This is a genomic window from Kitasatospora sp. NA04385, from assembly GCF_013364235.1.
Classification (GTDB): Bacteria; Actinomycetota; Actinomycetes; order Streptomycetales; family Streptomycetaceae; genus Kitasatospora.
In genome coordinates, this window is sequence record NZ_CP054919.1 from 380873 (window position 1) to 399879 (window position 19007).

Sequence of the window (19007 nt, forward strand, 5' to 3'; positions counted from 1 at the left end):
ACCGGTGAGGGTCAGTCACAGCAGCACCAGCACGCACCCGTCCAGAACCCTCGGCCGCCGCCCGGCCGCCGTCCTGCTCGCCACGCTCGTCGCGGCCGCCAGCACCGGCACCCTGCTGCTCGGGCACCCGGGCACGGCGGCCGCCGACCCGATCGAGCAGTGCACCGCCACCACCGGCGCGATCGTCGCGGTCGACTTCTCCCCGTGGGGCGGCGGCCTGGTGCGCGGCTGCGACGCCCACCCGAGCACCGGCATGAACCTGCTGCACCACGCCGGGTTCACCACCGAGGGCACCGTGCACGACGGCCCCGGCTTCGTCTGCCGGATCGGCACCGACGCGTTCGCCACCGGCACCCGGTACCCGACCGCCGCCACCGAGCCCTGCACCACCACCCCGCAGGCCACCGCCTACTGGTCGTACTGGATCGCCGAACCCGGCGCCGCCACCTGGACGTACAGCCGCTTCGGCGCGGACGGGCAGCGGCCGAAGGCGGGCGAGGTCGAAGCCTGGGTGTACGGGGCGACCGACCTGGACGGGGGCGGCGGCGGACCGCGGTTCACCCCGGACGAGGTGCGGGCGAAGAACACCACCGGCCCGTCCCCGTCGTCCTCCCCCGCCGACCCGAGCCCGTCGCCGTCCCCGAGCCCGAGCCCGAGCAGCACCCCGCCCGCCCGCACCGCCGACCCGGCCGCCGCCGCGGCCTGGCTGGCCGGCCGACTGACCGACGGCGACCACATGGTGAACCCGGCCGACGACACCGTCGACTTCCCGCGCACCGCGCTGACCGCGCTCTCGCTGGCCGGCTCCGGCACCCAGGACGCCGCGCTGCGCAGGGTCACCGCGTACCTGGCCGCGCACGCCGACGCGTTCCTGTTCCCGGACGGCACGTCCGCCGACGCCGTGCCCGGGGCCCGGGCCGCCGCGATGCTGGCCCTGGTCGCCGAGGCCACCGGGCACGACCCGCGCTCCTTCGGCGGCCGCGACCTGATCGCCGCGCTCACCGACCACGTCTGCGACGCCGCCGGCCGGGCCGGGCAGTGCAGCGCCGCCGGGGACTTCCAGGGCGCCGCCAACCCGTGGAACCAGGCGCTCGGCGTGATCGCGCTGGCCCGCGCCGGGGTCGTCCCGGCGCCCGCCGTGCTGGACCGGTTCGCCGGGGTGCAGTGCGGCGACGGCGGCTTCGCCGGGACGCTGATCCGCCCCGGCCAGTACTGCGAGTCCGATCCGCTGTCCACCGCCGAGGGCGTGCTCGCCCTGCACCTGGCGGGCGGGCGGCAGCAGGTCCTGGACCGCGCGGTGGCCTGGCTGGCCGCCCAGCAGCAGGCCGACGGGTCCTTCCTCCCCTACCCGGGCGGCTCGCCCGAGACCTTCTCCACCGCCGCCGCGGCCCAGGCCCTGCGGGCGGCCGGCCGCACCACCGAGGCGGACCGGGCCACCGCCTGGCTGACCGGACGGCAGAACGGCGACGGCGGCCTCGGCCCGGACGAGTGGGCGCCGGACTCCGAGGCGCCCGCCACCGAGCAGGCCGTCCTCGCCTTCACCGGCACCGACCCGTCCACCGTGCTGCGGCAGTCGGACGCCCCGCAGCCCGCCTGGACCCCGGACCTGGCCAAGGCCGGCGCCTACCTCACCGCCCCCGCCCGGCTGCTGGACGGCCACTACTACGAGGCCTTCCCGGACTCCGGGTTCGCCGACTTCGGCCTGACCATCGACACCGCGTACGCGCTCGCCGCCACCGGGAGCGACGACGCGGCGCTGCGCCGGATCACCGACTTCCTGGACGGGCAGGGCAAGGACGGCGCCGAGCGCTCCGTCAACGACTGGTCGGCGATCGGCACCGAGTGGGCGGGCGGCGGCTCGATCGGCAAGGAAGCGCTGCTCGCCGAGATCGTCGGGCGCGATCCGCGGAACTTCGGCGGGCAGGACCTGATCGCCGCCCTGGACAAGTTGGTGTGCGACCACGCCGACCCGAACGCGGGCTGCGACGGGCCCGGCAACTACCAGTGGGCGCAGTCGGTGTTCTCGCAGGCCCTCGGCGTGCTGGCCCAGGTCCGGGCGGGGCACGCCGAGCAGGCCGGGCCCGCGGCCGGCTACCTGCGCGGCCTGCAGAACGCGGACGGCTCCTGGCCCAGCCTGATCCCCAACTCCCGCACCCCGGACGTGGATTCCACCGCGATGGCGGCGATGGCGCTCGACCTGCTGGACGACCCGGAGAGCAAGCGGGCCGTCGAACGGGCGCTGGCCTGGCTGGCCGCCCAGCAGTTGCCGGACGGCGGCTTCCCCGGCACGGCGGGCGACTCGGTCAACTCGGCCGCCCTCGCCCTCCAGGGCCTGAGCCTGCGCCAGGGCAGCTACGCGGCGCGGATCGCCCGGGCCACCGAGTTCCTGGCCGGGCAGCAGAACGCGGACGGCGGCTTCACGGTCGCCGCCGACGGCCCGCGCACCTCGGACGTGCGCGCCTCCGCCCAGGCCGCGGGCGGGGCCACCGGCCGCTCCTTCGGCACCCTCAGCCACCACCTGGACGACGGCACCCCGGAGCCCAGCGGCTCCCCGTCCCCGTCCCCGTCGTCCTCCGCGGAGCCGACCGGATCGCCCTCGCCCTCGTCCTCGCCCTCGCCGTCCCCCTCCTCGCCGCCGTCCCCCTCCCCCTCTGCCTCTGCCGCGCCCTCGCAGAGCGGCGCTCCCGGCACGGTGGTGGACACCTCGACGGGTGGCGGCTCGACCTCCGACGGGCTGGCGTTCACCGGCACCGAGGCGCTCGAACTGGTCGTCCCCGGGCTGCTGTTGACGGCGTCCGGCGGTGCGGTGCTGGTCGCGGTCCGGCGCCGGACGAAGGCCGACGGGGGCAGCAGGTGAGCGGGCGCCTGGCCCGTCCGGCCCGGCTGGGCGCGGCGGCGGGCACGGTGCTGGCCGTGGCGCTCGGCGGGCTGGCCCCGTCGCCCGCGCGGGCGGCGGCGCTGCCGATGGAGCAGTGCACGACCAGCCAGAACGTGGTGCTGGCCATCGACTTCGGCCGCTGGGGCGGCCCGGTGCTGCGCGCCTGCGGCAGCACGCCCACCACCGGCTACCAACTGCTCAACCAGGGCGGCTGGAAGACCACCGGCACCCAGCACGACGGCCCGGGCTTCATCTGCCGGATCGGGTACAGCGGCTACCAGGGCGGCAAACAGTTCCCGCCGCCCGAGCAGGAGAAGTGCGTGCTGACCCCGCCGGCCACCGCGTACTGGTCGTACTGGCACGCCGATCCGGGCCAGAACACCTGGTCCTACAGCCAGTTGGGGGCGATGAGCTACAAGCCGGTGCCGGGCGGCGTCGATGCCTGGGTGTTCGGCGAGACCGACATCGGCGGCACCCGCGGCGGCCCGTCCTTCTCGCCCGACTCGGTGCGCGCCCACAACTCGGCTCCGGGCGGCTCGACTTCAGGCGGATCGACTTCGGGCTCCGGCACGAACGGCGGTACCGGCAGCACCGGCGGTGGCGGCGGCACCAGCAGCGGTGGCGGCACCGGGGGCGGCGCGACGAAGGCCGCGACCGGCGCCCCGAAGAACGGCGGCACCGGCAACGGCGGTGGCACCGGAGGCAGTTCGGACGGGGCGCCACCCACCGACCCCGCCGCCGAGACGCCGCCCTCCCCCGCCCCGTCGGACTCCGCGTCCGCCGCCGCGACCGCCTCCGACGCGCCCTCCGGTTCACCCTCCGCGCCGCCCACCGGCTCCCCGTCGCCCGCCCCGAGCGGCACCTCCCCGGCCCCGATGGACGCCGCCCCGCTCGGGGACGCCCCGCGCCGCTCCTCCGGCTCGATCGCCCCGGTGGTGACGGGCGTGGCGCTGGTGGCCGCGCTGGGCACCGCGACGGCGGTGGTGGCGGTGCGCCGCCGCCGGGCGGCCGGTGACGGGCCGGCCGAGGAGTGAGCCCGCGCGAGGCGGTCGACTCCGGCCGGCGGATCCCGCGCGACCTGCACCCGCTGGCCTGGTGGGCGTGGGCGCTGGCGCTGGGCACAGCGGCGTCGCGGACCACCAATCCGCTGCTGCTCCTGCTGGTCCTGGCGGTGCTGGGTTTCGTGGTGACCGCGCGCCGCACCGAGGCCCCGTGGGCGCGCGGCTTCCGGTACTACCTGTGGCTGGCGCTGACGATCGTGGCGATCCGGGTGCTGTTCCGGTGCGTGTTCGCCACCGGGGTGACGCCGGACGACCACGTGATCCTCACTCTGCCGCACCTCCCCACCCCCGCCTGGTACGCGGGCATCGAGATCGGCGGCCCGGTGTCGCTGGAGGCGGTGCTGTCCTCGGCGGTGGACGGGCTGCGGCTGGCGTGCCTGATGTGCTGCATCGGCGCGGCCAACACGCTGGCCAATCCGAAGCGCGCGCTGCGGGTGCTGCCGGGCGCGCTGTACGAGCTGGGGGTGGCGGTGACGGTGTCGCTGAGCGTCGCCCCGCAGTTGGTGGCGAGCGTCCAACGGGTGCGCCGGGCAAGGCGGTTGCGGGCCGGGCAGACCGGCGGGCTGCGGGCGCTGCGCGGGATCGCGGTGCCGGTGCTGAGCGACGCACTGGACCGCTCGCTGCACCTGGCGGCGGCGATGGACTCGCGCGGCTACGGCCGTTCCGGCACCGCCACCCGGGCCTCCCGGCGGCTCACCGGCGCGCTGCTGCTGTCGGGCATGGGCGGCCTGTGCACCGGCCTGTACGGGCTGCTGGACGGGACGGCCCCGGCCTGGCTGGGCCTGCCGGGGCTGGCGGCCGGGTCGGCGCTGTGCGTGGCGGGCCTGGCGCTGGGCGGGCGGCGGGTGCGGCGCACCACGTACCGGCCCGATCCGTGGCGGGGCGCCGAGTGGGGGGTGGCGGGGTGCGGTGTCGCCGCCGCCGTGCTGCTGTGCGTCACCGTCGGCTATGCCGCCACCGACCTCAACCCCTCGCTGTACCCGCTGAGTTGGCCCTCCCTCCCGCCGGTCCCGGCGCTGGCCCTGCTGCTGGCCGGGGCGGCGGGGGCGCGGGGACGGCCGGGCCGCCCGCCGACCGCCCCGCCGGGCCGTCCGCGCGCCCCACCCGGCCGTCCCCGCGCCCCGCCCGGCCGTCCCCGCGCCCCGCCGCCGACCGCGAACTCTCCGAGGTGTCCGAGTGATCCGTTTCGACCAGGTCTCCGTGGTGTACCACGGCGCGTCCGAGCCGGTCCTCCGGGATGTCGGACTGACCGTTCCGGAGGGCGAGTTGTGCCTGGTGGTGGGCCGGACCGGCTCCGGCAAGTCGACGCTGCTGGGCGCGGTGAACGGGCTGGTGCCGCACTTCACCGGCGGCACCCTGCACGGCCGGGTGACGGTCGACGGGCGGGACACCGCGCACCACCCGCCGCGCGAACTCGCCGACGTGGTGGGCGTGGTGGGGCAGGATCCGCTGGCCGGGTTCACCACCGACACGGTGGAGGAGGAACTCGCCTACGCGATGGAGCAGTTGGCCGTCCCGCCGGAGGTGATGCGCAAGCGGGTGGAGGAGACCCTCGACCTGCTGGGCCTGGCCGAGCTGCGGCACCGGGCGCTGCACGAGCTGTCCGGCGGCCAGCAGCAGCGGGTGGCGATCGGCTCGGTGCTCACCGCGCACCCGCGCGTCCTGGTGCTGGACGAGCCGACCTCGGCGCTCGATCCGACCGCGGCCGAGGAGGTGCTGTCCGCGATCACCCGTCTGGTGCACGACCTGGGGGTGACCGTGCTGCTGGCCGAGCACCGGCTGGAGCGGGTGGTGCAGTACGCCGACAGCGTCGCGTACCTGCCCGGGGACGGCACCGTCCGGCACGGGCCGCCCGCCGAGCTGTTCGCCGCGACCGCGATCGCCCCGCCGGTCGTCGAGCTGGGCCGACTGGCCGGCTGGCACCCGCTGCCGCTGTCGGTGCGCGACGCCCGCCGGGCCGCCGGGCCGCTGCGCGAGCGGCTCTCCGCGCGTCCCGTGCCGCCGCCGCGGCGCACCGGCGCCGCCGGGGAGACGGTGCTCACCGCCGAACGGGTGGTGGTCCGGCACGGACGGCAGGTCGCCGTCCGGGAGGTCTCGCTCGACCTGGCGGCCGGGCAGGTGGTGGCGCTGATGGGGCGCAACGGCTCCGGGAAGTCCTCGCTGCTGTGGGCGCTGCAGGGCTCGGGCGCCCGGCAGGGCGGCACCGTGCGGGTGGACGGGCGGGACCCGAAGCGGGTGCCCGCGGCGGCGGCCCGGCGGCTGGTCGGGCTGGTCCCGCAGACGCCGTCCGACCTGCTGTACCTGGACACGGTGGACGCCGAACTCGCCCAGGCCGACCGGGAGTCCGGGCCCGCGCCGGGCCGGGGCGCCCGGGCCCTGCTCGACGCCCTCGCCCCCGGCATCCCGGGCCGGCTGCACCCGCGCGACCTGTCGGAGGGCCAGCAACTGGCCCTCGTCCTCGCCGTCCAGCTCACCGCGGCCCCGCCCGTCGTGCTGCTCGACGAGCCCACCCGCGGCCTGGACTACCCGGCCAAGGAGGCCCTGACCGCGATCGTCGACCGGCTGGCCGCCGAGGGCCGGGCCGTGCTGGTCGCCACCCACGACGTGGAGTTCGCGGCCGCCGCCGCGGACCGGGTGGTGGTGATGGCCGAGGGCGAGGTCGTCGCCGACGGTCCGGCCCCGGCCGTGCTCACCGCCTCGCCGGTCTTCGCCCCGCAGACCGCCAAGGTGCTCGCCCCGCTCCCGTGGCTGACGGTCCGCCAGGTGGCCGCGGCCCTCCCCGCCCCGGAGGCGGCCCGATGAGCGCCGCCGCCCTCCCCGCCCCGGAGGCGGCCCGATGAGCGCCGCCGCCCGGGCCGTCCGGGCCGTCCGCATCCCGCTCCGGGCCCGGGCCGTGATCGCGGGCGCCGCCTTCGCCGGTCTGGTGGCCTTCACCTGGCCGTTCGTCGTCGCGCCGGGCCGCTTCGGGTCCGCGTACGCGCCGCCGCTGATCTTCGGGGCGCTGCTGGTGCTGATCCTGGCCGTGGTGGTCTCGGAGATCGCCTCGGGCGGCATCGACGCCAAGGCGCTGGCCATGCTGGGCGTGCTCTCGGCCGTCAACGCCGGGCTGCGCCCGCTCGGCGCCGGCACCGCGGGCGTCGAGACCGTCTTCTTCCTCCTCGTGCTGGCCGGCCGGGTCTTCGGCCCCGGCTTCGGCTTCACCCTCGGCTGCACCTCGCTGTTCGCCTCCGCGCTGCTCACCGGCGGCGTCGGCCCGTGGATGCCGTACCAGATGTTCGGCTGCGCCTTCGTCGGCCTGGTCGCGGGCCTGCTGCCCCGGCTGCGCGGCCGGGCCGAGGTGCTGCTGCTGGCCGGGTACGGGGCGCTGTCCGGTTACCTGTTCGGCTTCCTGCTGAACCTCTCGTTCTGGCCGTTCTCCCTCGACCCGCACAGCTCGATCGCCTACCTGCCCGGCCTGCCCTTCACCGAGCAGTGGCACCGCTACCTGCTGTTCGACCTGGCCACCTCGCTCGGCTGGGACACCGGACGCGCCGTCACCACCGCGCTGGCCGTGCTGCTCGCGGGCCCGGCCGTGCTCGCCGTCTTCCGCCGCGCCGCCCGCCGGGCCGCCTTCGAGGCGCCGGTGCACTTCTCCGCCGCACCCCGGTAGCCCGGCCCCGGGCCGACCGCACGCCTGCGACCTGCCGGAACCCGGACCACCCCCGGGCCTCCGGGGCGGTGCGGTGGACGTAGAGTGGCGAGCGCAGCCGGTTCGCCCCGCCCCTCCAGGGCGGGTGCGTCGCAAGAGGGAACCCGGTGGGAATCCGGGACTGCCCCGCAGCGGTGAGCGGGAACGACCGCCGTCATACGCACTGGGCCCGCACGGGCCCGGGAAGCGACGGCCAGTAGGAGTCCACCTCCTCACGGGGTGGGCGTGCCCGCGAGTCCGAAGACCTGCCGCTGCCCGCGGACCACGGTGGTCCGCGGCCCCACCGCGACCCCGAGGGCGGGCGGCGGCGACGGCGGACGCTCACCGGTCCGGCCGCCCCGTCCGCGTGCCCGGGTCCGCGAACTCGCGAAGGAGAGTTCCGTGCAGCACGCCGTCCGACCCGCCCGATCCGGGGTGACCGCCCGATGACCACCACCCCCGCCCCCGCCCGCACCCCGGCCGAGTCCGCCGTCAGGCTGGCCCACATCATGAGCGAGCACGACACCAACCTCTACGGGACGGTGCACGGCGGCGTGGTGATGAAGCTCATCGACGACGCCGCCGCCGCGGCCGCCGGTCGCCACGCGGGCGTTCCCGCGGTCACCGCCTCCGTGCAGGGGATGTCCTTCCTCGCCCCCGTCCGGGCCGGCGACCTGCTCACCGTCCACGCCCGGGTCGAACGCGCCGGACGCACCTCCATGGACGTCTCGGTGGCCGTCACCTCGGAGCGCTGGAACCTGACCGGCCCGGTCACCGACGTCGCGACGGCCCGCCTGGTCTTCGTCGCGATCGGCCCCGACAGCCGCCCGCACCCCGTCCCGGCCCTGCTCCCCGACCCGCCCGAAGAGTCCCCCGCCTGACCGACGGCCCGACCGCCCGGTCCGGGACCGGGCGGTCGGGCGGTTCGGCCGTTCAGTGGGTTCGGCCGTTCAGGCCGTCAGTGGGTTCAGCCGGTCTGGACGGCGGTGTCGTCGATGACGAAGGAGGTCTGCAGCGAGGCGTCCTCGACGGCGTTGAACTTCACCGTGACGCTCTGGCCGGCGTAGGCCGACAGGTCGACGGTCTTCTGGGTGTAGCCGGTGGCCTTGTTGAGGTTGGAGTACGAGGCGACCGTGGTGCCGTTGACGGTGACGGTGAGCTTGTCGTAGGCGGTGGAGGTGGTGGTCTCCGCGGTGTCGATGTGCAGCCAGTAGCTCAGCGTGGCCTTGCAGCCGGCCGGGATGGTGACGGTCTGCGAGAGCGTGTCGGTGTGGGCGGAGCCGTAGCCGTCCAGCCAGGCCTTCCAGGAGCCGCCGTGCGCGGCCTGGGAGGAGGAGTTGTTGACGACGCCCGAGGTGGCGGTCCAGGGGCCGGCGGTGCCGGTCTCGAAGCCGGGGTTGCCGAGCAGCTGGGCCGGGGTGCAGCCGGTGCCGCCGCCGGAGGTGACGGTCCAGGTGAAGGAGGCGGTGCCGGTCTTGTTGGCGGCGTCCTTGGCGGTGACGGTCACGTTGTAGGTGCCGGCCGCGGTGGCGGTGCCGCTGATCACGCCGGTGGAGGCGTTGATCGACAGGCCGGTGGGCAGCCCGGTCGCCGAGTAGCTCAGCGGCGCGGTGCCCCCGGAGGCCGCGATCTGCAGGCTGACCGAACCGTTGACCGCCGTCGACTGGTTGCCCGGGCTGGTGACCGAGACGGCCGCACCGGCGGGCTTGGTCAGCAGGCAGCCGCTGACGCCGAGGTCGATGACCCGGCCGGTGCCCAGGCAGGTGGTGAACCAGTAGGTCTCCTCACCGTAGCTCTGGCCCTTGGTGGCCGTCGTGGTGCCGTCCGCGGCCACCTCGCACGGGTTGTTCAAGGTGCACATGGCACCGTCGTCGTTGCCGGTGTTGTTGATGCCGACGACCTTCCGGCTGGTCGCGTCGACGATCGGCGAACCGGACGTGCCGTGCGTGGTGTTGCAACCCGCGCTGTAGCGCAGCGAGTCGCGCCAGGTCCAGGTGTCCTCGCGCAGGGTTCCGACGAACCCGTTGATCGAGCAGTTCCAGACCTGCTTCCAGTACGAGGAGGGTATGTACATGGAGGAGCCGTCGACCGGGTGGGTGTCACTGATCGTCAGCGCCGTCGCCCCGTACTTGGAGGTGATCGAGGCGAAGGTGTCGGTGAGTTGGTAGAGCGCGACGTCGGTGCCGGTCATCGTCGCGTACAGCACCTTGTCGGACTGGACGCTGCCGAGCGAGGCGCCGGAGGAGTTGAGCAGGGTGCCGCTGCGGCTGGAGTTCACGTTCTGGATGACCTCGCCGGCCGCCGGCATGGTCGGCAGGCAGTGGCCGTTGGTCAGCATCAGCGCCCGGTCGGTGTCCACCGAGGAGGGGTAACGGACCAGCGAGGCCGAGCAGTTGCTCAGCGCGATGGTGGAGGTCAGGTCGCCGGCCTGGACGGCCTGCGCGGGAGCGGCACCGATGGTGAGGGCGCCGGCGAGGACGGTGCCCGCGCCGAGTGCGGCGGCGAATCTCTTGAACATGGCTCTCCTTGTGGGGGATCGCAGACGTGCTACCGGTCGGTGCACGCCCGCGCCGGACGAAAGTGCCATGGCCACTTCAATCTGGTCAACCGTCCCGGCAGAACTCGCGCCCGGAATTCCCGGTGGACGCCCCCGCCGGACCGTCCGCCTGACTCGACGTCAGGCCCGGTCCGGCCGGGAGCCGTTCACTCGGACGCCCCGCCCGGCTGGGCGCGGTGCGCGTCTCCGCGGGCGGTCAGCGGCTGCGCCCGGGCGTCTGGGAGCGGAAGCTCCGGCCGAGTTCGGGGCCCAGTCCGTAGTAGTGGCGGAAGTTGTAGATCAGCGGGCTCCACGCGGCCGGGTCGATGTGCTGGGTGCCCGGGACGACCAGGCGCGGGTCGGCGTGGACCTTGAGGACGTGGGCTTCGGCGATGAGGAAGGCCCCGGAGGCATCGGGTCGGACCCGTGCGGCGCGGGCCTCCAACTGGATGGGGCAGGCGGCGGCCCTGGGCGGCCGGACCAGCTCGGAGGGTTCCGGGCGCAGACCGGCGGCGGCGAACTTGTCCGGCTCGAAGCGGAAGGCGCCGCGCTTGTCCACCGGCACCGGGGTGCGTCCGGTCAGCGGCGCCAGCCGCTCCACCGCCGGCCACTGGGCGGGCGCGGGGAGGTTGACCACGAGATCGGGTCGGCTGAGGAGGTTGCGCGCGGTCTGCCCCTCGGGGCCCAGGCCGAGGACGACGACCTGGCCGAGCGCCCAGGCCGAGGACATCGGCGCCAGGTTGGCGGAGCCGTCCTCGTTCTCCGTCGAGAGCAGGACGACCGGCGTGCCGAAGTACAGGATGCTCGGCTCGATGGCCACGTGAGCGGCCGACGTGTCGTGGGGCGTGTCGTGGGGCGTGCTGCTGGGTGTTCCGGTGTTCATGGGGGTCGACCGTAGGGCGGGGACCCTTCGGCCGTCGCCGAAGGATCGCCGGTGGATGATGGACCACGATGAGGAACCACGACACGCACCCGGAAGGCCCGGACCTGGCCGCCCTGGCCGGTCTCCTGGCGGACGGCACCCGCGCGGGCTTCTGCCTGGCGCTCCTGGACGGCCGGGCCTGGACCGCGACCGAGTTGGCCCGCCACGCCGGGGTGGCCGCCTCGACCGCGACCGAGCACCTGAACCTCCTGGTCGGCGGGGGCCTGCTCGCCCAGGAGCGCCAGGGCCGCCACCGCTACGTCCGCCTCGCCGACCCCGAGACGGCCCGGCTGATCGAGACCCTCGCCGCCATGGCGCCCCGCCGCACCACCGCGCCGCGCTCACTGCCCGCCGCCGGCCGGAGCCGGGCCCTGGCCCGGGCCCGGACCTGCTACGACCACCTGGCGGGCGCCCTCGGGGTGGCCGTCACCGAGGCGATGACCGAACGGGGGCTGCTGGACTGGGAGCAGGGGCCGACGCTCACCGGCGACGGGGCCGCCTGGCTGGCCGACCTCGGCATCGTGCTGCCGTCCACCGCCCGGCGGCCGCCCGTCCGGTCGTGCCTGGACTGGACCGAGCGCCGCCCGCACGTGGCCGGCGCCGTCGGTGCGGCCCTGTGCCGCCACGCCTTCGACTCCGGCTGGATCACCCGGATCGGCACCGGCCGCGCCGTCGCCCTCACCGGGACCGGCCGGGACGCGCTCCGGGACCACCTCGGCCTGTCCGTGGAGACGTCCGCTCCCGGGGGGGTGAGTGCGCAGCCCTCAAGTGAGGCTGCGTACACCGTCGTTCGCTAGCATGCGCAGTCATGACAGGGCATGGGGGAGCGGGCGGGGCCGGATTCGACCCGGCCGGCAGCGGGGCGGGTCCGCTGGAGGGGGACGACCCACGGACGATCGGTTCGATCCCGTTGCTGGGGCGGCTCGGGGCGGGCGGCATGGGCCGGGTCTACCTGGGCGTGGTCGGGGGACGGTACGCGGCGGTCAAGCAGGTGCTGCCGCCGTTCGTCGAGGACCCGGACTTCCGGCGGCACTTCGGCCACGAGCTGGACAACCTGGCGCGGCTGCCCGAGGAGGCCACCGCGCCGCTGCTGGCGGCCGACCGGGAGGCGCGGCCCCCGTGGCTGGCCACCGCCTACGTGCCCGGCCTCACCCTGGACCGGGTCCTGGCGGTCAACGGCGGCCCGCTGGACGTGGCCCGGGTGTGGCTGCTGCTGCGGGAGACGGCGTCCCGGCTGCGGGTGGTGCACGGCCTGGAGATGATCCACCGGGACCTGAAGCCCTCGAACGTCATGCTCACCGTGGACGGCGCCACGCTCATCGACTTCGGCATCGCCCGCGCGGCCGACCAGAGCCGGCTCACCCGCACCGGCACGGTGCTCGGCACCCCCGCCTACATGGCGCCCGAACAGGCGGGCGGCACCCGCGAGTTGACCTCCGCCGCGGACGTCTTCGCGCTCGGCGCGCTGATCGCCCACGCCGCCACCGGCCGCCCGCCGTTCGGCGAGGGCTCGGGCGTCGACATGCTGTACCGCGTCATCCACACCGAACCCGACCTGTCCGCGCTGCACGGCCTCTCCCCCGACCTCGCCGAGACGGTCGCGGCCTGCCTGGACAAGAACCCCGCGGCCCGCCCGAGCGCCGACCGGCTGGTCCGGCTCGCCGCCCAGCACGGCCCGTCGCCCGCCGAGGAGGTCCACTGGCCCGAGCCGGTCATGGGCACGCTCCGCGCCAGGTCCGCCTTCGCCGCCCGGCCCGTCCCGGTGGCCGGACCGCCGAACGGGACACCGGACGGGACGCCGAACGGGACATCGGACCAGGCAGCGGACGGGGCACCGGGCGGGGCGCCGGACCAGGCGCCGGACGGGCGGTCCGCCGGGCCGGCGGCCGACCCGGCGACGCGCGTGCTGCGGGTGGCGGGCCCGCAGCCGAAGCCGGAACGCCCCCGGTACCGGCGGTTCGTGCCGCTGCTCGTCCCCGTGCTCCTGGTCACCGGTGCGACCACCGCGGTGCAGTTACTGCCGGACACCTCGTCCTCGGGCACCACCCAGGGCTCGTCGGCGCTCTCCGGCTCGCCCGGCGGCACCGGCGGCTCCGACAGCCCCGGCCCGGCACCGGACTCCGGCACCCCGACCGCGCCCGGCACGCCCAGCACGCCCGCCCCGACCAGCCCGGACCCGAGCGGCACCACCCCGAGCGGCACCACCCCCGGCACCGCCGAGAAGGCCGCGGCCACCCCGACGCCCAAGCCCAAGTCCACCCCGCCCCCGTCACCGTCCCCGACCCCGGCGCCGTCCCGGACCAAGTCCCACGGCCCCCGCTGCGTGTTCACCTCGGAGGCGACCTGTAGCAGTGACGACCCGACCGTCGAGCTGACCTCGTCCGGCGGGTGGACCAGCTGCACGTTCACCTTCACCACCGACTGGGGCGACGGCACCACCACCTACACCGACACCAACGGCACCGGCTCCCCCGACGTGCGCAAGACCTACGCCACCCACCTCTACCCGCGCCCCGGCACCTACAAGATCAACGTCAGGGCCGTCACCACCTCGGGCCTGTGCCTGGCCACCGGGGCCAGCCTGACCTTCACGCTCACCCCCTGACACCCGGCCAGGCCGCCCACCCGGTCGGCGGCGGGTTCAGTCGGGTGCCGCCGCTCCGGCGGACGGCCGGGGCGGGGCGGGGAGAGCCAGGGCGAGCAGGGCCGTGTCGTCCCCGGTGCCGCCCGCGAAGTCGTGGGCGTCCTGCTGCAACCGGTCCACCAGGGCCTGCGGGGGCAGCCCGGCGCAGGCGGCCAGCCGGTCCGGGAGCGGGTAGAAGTCGCCGGCCCGGTCGCGGGCCTCGCTGAGCCCGTCGGTGTACAGCAGCAGGGTGTCGCCGGGGAGCAGCGGGGTGGCGGGGGCCGGGCCGGGCTCGGGCTCGGGCTCGGGCTCGGAGCCGGGTGCGGTGGTGCGCAGGCCCAGCGGGAGGCCGATCGGGGCGGGGAGTTCGGACACCGCCCCGTCGCGCAGCAGCAGGGCGGCGGGGTGGCCGCAGGAGAGGCCGCGCGCGGTGCCGTCGGGGGCGGCCTCCAGCAGGAACGCGGTGACGAAGGACTCCGGATCGGTGAGGTAGCGGGACAGGCTGGCGTCGAGCCGGTCGGCGAGCGCGTCGAGGGTGGGCGCGTCGAGGACGGCCTCGTAGAAGGCGCCGAGCACGACGGCGGCGGTGGCCACCGCGTCCAGGCCCTTGCCCCGGACGTCGCCGATCAGGGCGCGCAGCCCGGCCGGGGTGTCCGCGACGGCGTAGAGGTCTCCGCCGATCCGGGCGTAGCGGGCGGCGGCCCGGTAGTTGGCGGCGGTCCGGAACGGCCCGACGGTGGCGGGCACGGGGCGCAGCACGGCGCGCTGGGCGGTCTCGGCGACGGTGGCGACGCTCACCAGGCGGGCCGCGGAGCGTTCCCGGCGGCGGACCACGAAGCAGCCGAGCACGGCGATGCCGAGGATCACCACGGTGGTCCCGACCGCCGCGCCGGTGCGTCCGGGCTCGGCGGCGGCGAACACCCAGCGGGTGCCGACCGCGAACAGCGCGGACGCGATGATCACCGGTGGTCCGAAGGCGAGTGCGAGGAGCGCGGGCACCACGACCAGCACGGAGGGCAGGTGCCAGTCGGCGGTGCCGTACTGCAGGCCGACGACGAGCCCGTACAGCAGGACGGCGGCCGCCAGTGCCACCGCGCGGGTGATCGGGGCCGAATCCGGGTCGTCGTCCTCGGGCTGGCTGTCGATGGGCGCTCCTGTGCGGTCGTGGCGGCCGGTCCGGCCCCGGCGGTCGGCCCGGTCCCGGCCGCCGGGGCGGGGGTCTTTCCGGGCGGGGGCCTACCGGGTCCTTCCGAGAGTTCACCAGAGCGCGGATGCGGCCGGGGGCTGCGACACGGCGCGGGACGGCGGCCGTTGCGACCCGCTACGGCCGCTGCGGCCCGTCCGGCGCCCGCTCACCAAGTACCCGCTCACCAAGTACCCGCTCACCAAGCACCCGTTCGCCAAGCACCCGTTCGCCCGACATCCGCTCGCCCGGCGTCGGCCCGGCCTGGCGCGGGATGCGCACCGTCGGGCAGCGGTGGACGGCGGCGGACGGGGTGGTGCGGGCGGGGCCGGGGACGAGGGCGAAGGCAAGGAGGAACATGAGCGTGGCGGCGATCGAGTCCAGCCAGTAGTGGTTGGCCGTCCCGACGATCACGGTCAGCGTGACCAGCGGGTGCAGCAGCCAGAGCCAGCGCCAGCGCGAGCGGGTGGCCGCGATCAGACCGATCGCCACCATCAGGGCCCAGCCGAAGTGCAGCGAGGGCATCGCGGCGTACTGGTTGGAGAGGTGGTCGGCGGTCGGCGGGCCGTAGACCGAGGGGCCGTAGAGCCGGGCGGTGTCCTGCAGTCCGCTGGCGGAGAGCATCCGCGGCGGGGCGAGCGGGAAGGCGAACGGCAGTACGAGGGCGACCGAGGTGACGGCGGCCAGCACCCGGCGCGCCCAGAGGTAGTGGACGGGGCGGCGGAGGTAGAGCCAGATCAGGAACAGCACGGTGGCGGGGAAGTGGACGGTGGCGTAGTAGGCGTTCGCCAGTTGGACCACGGTGTGGTCGTGCAGCAGCAGCGACTGCACGGCGCCCTCGCCGGGGAGGCGGACGGCGCGTTCGAAGTCCCAGACCCGGTCCGCGTTGCGGAAGGCGGTGGCGGTGTGGCCGATGGCCAGTTGCCGGCCGAACTTGTAGACCAGGAACAGCCCGATGACCAGCAGCAGCTCCCGCAGCAGCGGGGGCCTGGCCGTCCCGTCGCCCGCTCCCCCGGCCGCCCCTCCCCCGGCCCCTCCGTCCGGTGCCGCAGCGGGTGTGACGGGTGTGCTGCCGGGTTCCGTACGCGCGCGCAACCCTCCCCCCCTTACTGGCGGACCGTGCTCGTGGACCGCTCGCGAGTGCCGATACGCCCACGTATCGATACGGGCGCGTATCGATACGTTTGGGTAGTGTACATACGCCTGCCACTGCACCGACACCATGGGGAAGGCATGACGCACCAGCCCGCCCGGGACGCCGGACCGACCGCCGTCCAGGCCCGCTCGAAGATCTCCTCCGAGCGCGAGCGGGAGTTCTTCGAGGCCGTGCTCGACGAGATCCGCACCCACGGCTACGAGGCCGTGACCATGGAGGGCGTGGCCGCCCGCACCCGCTGCGGCAAGTCCACGCTCTACCGGCGCTGGCGGACCAAGGCCGAGTTCGTGGCGGCCGCCCTGCGCGCCGGCCGGCAGCCGCGCTGCGCCGGCATCGACACCGGTTCGCTGGCCGGCGACCTGCGCCTGGTGGCCGCGGCCGCCGGGGCGTGGTCCGACCGGGACACCAGCCTGCTCCAGGCCCTCGGCTACGCCGTGATGACCGACAGCGACCTGCGGGACGCGGTGCGCGAGACGGTGGTGGCCCCCGAGGTGGCGGCGCTGGAGGCGGTGCTGCGGCGCGGGGTCGAACGCGGCGAGGTGCCGGCCGACCACCCGGCGCTGGAGTTCGTCCCCGGCATGCTCTTCGGCATGACCCGGATCCGCCCGCTGATCGCCGGACGGCCCGCCGACGCCGACTACCTGGCCCGGTACGTGGAGTCCGCCGTGCTACCCGCGCTCGGCCTGGCCTGAGCGGCGACCCGACGCGGCCCGACGCGCCCCGGCCTGAGCGACGCCCCGACACGCCCCGACGCGCCCCGGCCGGTCGGCCCCCGGTGCGTCCGTACGCGAGGGCCGGGCCTCCGGGTCGGCCCGGGTCCGGTCCGCCCGCTCAGGCGCCGAGCTCCCGGGACCGCCCGGCCCACCGGACCACGAACGGCATGGCGAGGCCGGCCGCGACGAAGACCCCGCCCATCACCAGCCAGCCGGGGGCGCCCCAGCCCAGGCAGAGCAGGCCGAGCAGGCCCGGCGCGACGGTGTAGCACAGGCCCGTGCCGATGCCGAACACGCCGGAGTACTGTCCCTGCGCGTGCGCGGGGGCCAGCCGGAACCGCAGCTCCAGCGACCCGGCCGCGTGCCACAGCGAGCCCGTGGTGTGGACGGCGACGCCCGCCGCCACGACCGCCGCGGCAGCCCAGCCCGGCAGGCCCGGGGCCGTCGCGATGACCGCCATGCCGACCAGGAACGCCAGCCCGGCGCGCCGGGTGGCCCGGCCGGCGATCGGGCCCCCGCTGATCCCGCGACTGGTCCGGACCTGGAGGAGGACCACCATCACGGTGTTGACGGCGAGCGCGACGCCGGTGAACCAGCGCGGCGCGTGGGTGTGCAGGACCACCCACAGCGGCAGCGCGTAGGTCACCACCTCGCCCTGGATCCACAGGACGCCGTCCAGCACGACGAACGCCATGTACGGCTTGTCCCTGAGCGCGAGCCACCGGTTCGACCCGGTCGCCCCGGGCAGCGGTTCCAGCCCGGGCAGCCCGAACATGACGGCCGCGCAGCCGACGAAGGTCAGGGCGTTGGCGACGATCAGCGCGCGGTAGGCGGAGCCGGAGTCGAGCTGGATCACCACACCGGCGGCCAGCGCGCCGAAGGTGCTGGCCAGGAAGGCGGTCGAGCGCAGGTAGGAACGGAACTGCGGCACCTCGTCGCCGCCGAACCGGCGGATCATCGGGCCGCGCGCCGCACCCCCCGAGGCACCGGCCAGGTCGGTCACCGCCATGGACACCACGAACGCCGCGAACGAGTGGGCCCACAGCAGCGACAGCATCGAGACGGCCTGGACCAGCAGGGTCACCAGGAAGACGCCGCGCGGGCCGCGGCGGTCGGCGAGGTGCCCGACGGGCGGGCCGGCGAGCAGCCCGACCACCCCGGCGGCCCCGAGGGCGAGGCCGACCTGCCCGATCGGCAGGCCGATCACCCGCAGGGCGTACAGCGGCGCCGTCGCCAGGAAGGCCGCGGTGCCGAGCTGGTTGACGAAGCCCCCGAGGGCCAGCCTGCGCCGGGGGCCGGGCTCCGGGAGCAGCCCCCGCCGCACCGGCCGGGGGCGCCGGTCCGGGGCGGTGTCCTCCCGATGGCCGTCGGGGGGCCGGATGCCGGTCTGACTCACGCGGTGCTCCTGGAGGTCGATCACGATGGGGTGGGCCGAAGGCGCGTCCTCCATGCTCGCCGGGTTTTTGATTCGGCATCAAACCTTTTCGGAAATCGGGGCGGGCCGGGGTGGAAGAGGGCGGGCGGGGCGGGCCCGCGGGGGACGGAAGGACGGGAGTCGGGAAAGCGCCTAGGGTTTTTTGTAGGGGTTTCTCCCCGTCTGCGGGCAGGCGCGGTACCGGCCGGGTGCTCCCCGGCGGTCCGGTGCCCGCAGCACCCATCCGCTCCGCCGGCGGACCGGCCGCGCCCGGCCGCCCGCACCGGGTTCGCCCGGGACAGCACACAGGAGGCCGTCATGGTCGATCCGGGAAACGTCCGCTCCCCCGGGAGCCCGTCGCAGTCCCAGCCGGGCGGCTCCCGCCCCGGCGCGGACGCGGCGCCCGAGGGCAAGGGGAAGACGAGCGTCGCCGACGGCGTCGTCGCGAAGATAGCCGGTACGGCCGCGCGCGAGGTCGCGGGCGTCCACACGCTGGGGGCCGGGATGTCCCGGGCCCTGGGCGCGGTGCGTGACCGCGTCCCGGGCGGTGGGGGCAGCAGCGTCACTCGCGGGGTGAAGGTCGAGGTGGGCGAGCGCCAGGCCGCCGTCGACCTGGAGGTCGTCGTCGAGTACGGCGTGCCGGTGCCCGAGGTCGCGAAGGACGTGCGGGCGAGCGTCATCGAGGCGGTGGAGCGCCTGGTCGGCCTGGAGGTCGTCGAGGTGAACATCGCGGTCAAGGACGTCCACCTCCCCGGCGAGAAGGACGAGGACGACGAGGACGACGAGGGCGGCGCCGAGAGCCGCGAGGCCACCGGCCCCCGGCGGGTGGCCTGAGCGGCGCCGCCGCCGTCCGG

The 19007-nt window shown here is 75.9% G+C and carries 13 protein-coding genes, 3 pseudogenes and 1 riboswitch; of the genes and pseudogenes, 10 read left to right on the forward strand and 6 right to left on the reverse strand.

What is annotated here, in order from left to right; all coding sequences use genetic code 11:
* Positions 1 to 4: 4 nt before the first annotated feature.
* The 6 genes and pseudogenes from HUT16_RS01650 (at position 5) to HUT16_RS01675 (ending at position 8487) form a co-directional block, all read left to right on the forward strand.
* Positions 5 to 2857 (forward strand): prenyltransferase/squalene oxidase repeat-containing protein, encoded by a 2853-nt coding sequence (locus HUT16_RS01650; protein ID WP_254897587.1) that lies wholly within the window; start codon positions 5 to 7, stop codon positions 2855 to 2857.
* Positions 2854 to 3912, forward strand: a complete 1059-nt coding sequence (locus tag HUT16_RS01655) for a hypothetical protein (protein ID WP_254897588.1) — start codon at positions 2854 to 2856, stop codon at positions 3910 to 3912. The genes HUT16_RS01650 and HUT16_RS01655 overlap by 4 nt, the downstream gene beginning before the upstream one ends.
* A pseudogene (locus HUT16_RS01660) lies at positions 3909 to 4985 on the forward strand (CbiQ family ECF transporter T component); the annotation flags it as partial. The gene HUT16_RS01655 and the pseudogene HUT16_RS01660, both read left to right, overlap by 4 nt.
* Before the next feature lie 130 nt (positions 4986 to 5115).
* The gene (locus HUT16_RS01665) at positions 5116 to 6741 is read left to right on the forward strand and encodes an ABC transporter ATP-binding protein (RefSeq protein ID WP_176184722.1); all 1626 of its coding nucleotides are present in this window, start codon (positions 5116 to 5118) and stop codon (positions 6739 to 6741) included.
* Between the two features lie 34 nt (positions 6742 to 6775).
* The gene (locus HUT16_RS01670) at positions 6776 to 7588 is read left to right on the forward strand and encodes an ECF transporter S component (RefSeq protein WP_176184724.1); all 813 of its coding nucleotides are present in this window, start codon (positions 6776 to 6778) and stop codon (positions 7586 to 7588) included.
* Between the two features lie 133 nt (positions 7589 to 7721).
* Positions 7722 to 7874: riboswitch (cobalamin riboswitch) on the forward strand.
* A gap of 178 nt (positions 7875 to 8052) precedes the next feature.
* Positions 8053 to 8487 carry an acyl-CoA thioesterase gene (locus tag HUT16_RS01675; protein ID WP_176184726.1) on the forward strand — a complete coding sequence of 145 codons (435 nt, stop codon included), beginning with the start codon at positions 8053 to 8055 and terminating at the stop codon, positions 8485 to 8487.
* A gap of 86 nt (positions 8488 to 8573) precedes the next feature.
* Here the strand turns inward: HUT16_RS01675 and HUT16_RS37710 are convergent.
* From HUT16_RS37710 to HUT16_RS01685, 3 genes and pseudogenes are all read right to left on the reverse strand, one after another.
* Positions 8574 to 9296, reverse strand: a pseudogene (locus HUT16_RS37710) (putative Ig domain-containing protein); the annotation flags it as partial.
* A gap of 210 nt (positions 9297 to 9506) precedes the next feature.
* Positions 9507 to 10193 (reverse strand): annotated as a pseudogene (locus HUT16_RS39610) (serine protease); the annotation flags it as partial.
* A gap of 166 nt (positions 10194 to 10359) precedes the next feature.
* Positions 10360 to 11025, reverse strand: a complete 666-nt coding sequence (locus HUT16_RS01685; protein WP_176184730.1) for a flavin reductase family protein — start codon at positions 11023 to 11025, stop codon at positions 10360 to 10362.
* 68 nt (positions 11026 to 11093) lie between these two features.
* Between HUT16_RS01685 and HUT16_RS01690 the strand changes: the two genes are divergently transcribed.
* Positions 11094 to 11861 carry a helix-turn-helix domain-containing protein gene (locus tag HUT16_RS01690; RefSeq protein ID WP_176184732.1) on the forward strand — a complete coding sequence of 256 codons (768 nt, stop codon included), beginning with the start codon at positions 11094 to 11096 and terminating at the stop codon, positions 11859 to 11861.
* Between the two features lie 11 nt (positions 11862 to 11872).
* Positions 11873 to 13669 carry a serine/threonine-protein kinase gene (locus HUT16_RS01695; RefSeq protein WP_176184734.1) on the forward strand — a complete coding sequence of 599 codons (1797 nt, stop codon included), beginning with the start codon at positions 11873 to 11875 and terminating at the stop codon, positions 13667 to 13669.
* A gap of 36 nt (positions 13670 to 13705) precedes the next feature.
* On the opposite strand, the gene HUT16_RS01700 is transcribed toward HUT16_RS01695, so the two are convergent.
* Entirely contained in the window at positions 13706 to 14779 is a 1074-nt protein-coding gene (locus HUT16_RS01700) for a PP2C family protein-serine/threonine phosphatase (protein WP_254897589.1), read from the reverse strand.
* Positions 14780 to 15008: 229 nt separating this feature from the next.
* Positions 15009 to 15851, reverse strand: a complete 843-nt coding sequence (locus tag HUT16_RS01705; RefSeq protein WP_254898216.1) for a phosphatase PAP2 family protein — start codon at positions 15849 to 15851, stop codon at positions 15009 to 15011.
* 252 nt (positions 15852 to 16103) lie between these two features.
* On the opposite strand from HUT16_RS01705, the gene HUT16_RS01710 reads away from it, so the two are divergent.
* Positions 16104 to 16718 carry a TetR/AcrR family transcriptional regulator gene (locus HUT16_RS01710; protein WP_176184738.1) on the forward strand — a complete coding sequence of 205 codons (615 nt, stop codon included), beginning with the start codon at positions 16104 to 16106 and terminating at the stop codon, positions 16716 to 16718.
* Between the two features lie 139 nt (positions 16719 to 16857).
* On the opposite strand, the gene HUT16_RS01715 is transcribed toward HUT16_RS01710, so the two are convergent.
* On the reverse strand, positions 16858 to 18135 hold the full coding sequence (locus HUT16_RS01715; RefSeq protein WP_254897590.1) for an MFS transporter: 1278 nt from the start codon (positions 18133 to 18135) through the stop codon (positions 16858 to 16860).
* A 336-nt stretch (positions 18136 to 18471) separates the two neighbouring features.
* Here HUT16_RS01715 and HUT16_RS01720 point away from each other — a divergent pair, with 336 nt between their 5' ends.
* Positions 18472 to 18987 carry an Asp23/Gls24 family envelope stress response protein gene (locus tag HUT16_RS01720; RefSeq protein ID WP_176184742.1) on the forward strand — a complete coding sequence of 172 codons (516 nt, stop codon included), beginning with the start codon at positions 18472 to 18474 and terminating at the stop codon, positions 18985 to 18987.
* Positions 18988 to 19007 lie beyond the last annotated feature (20 nt).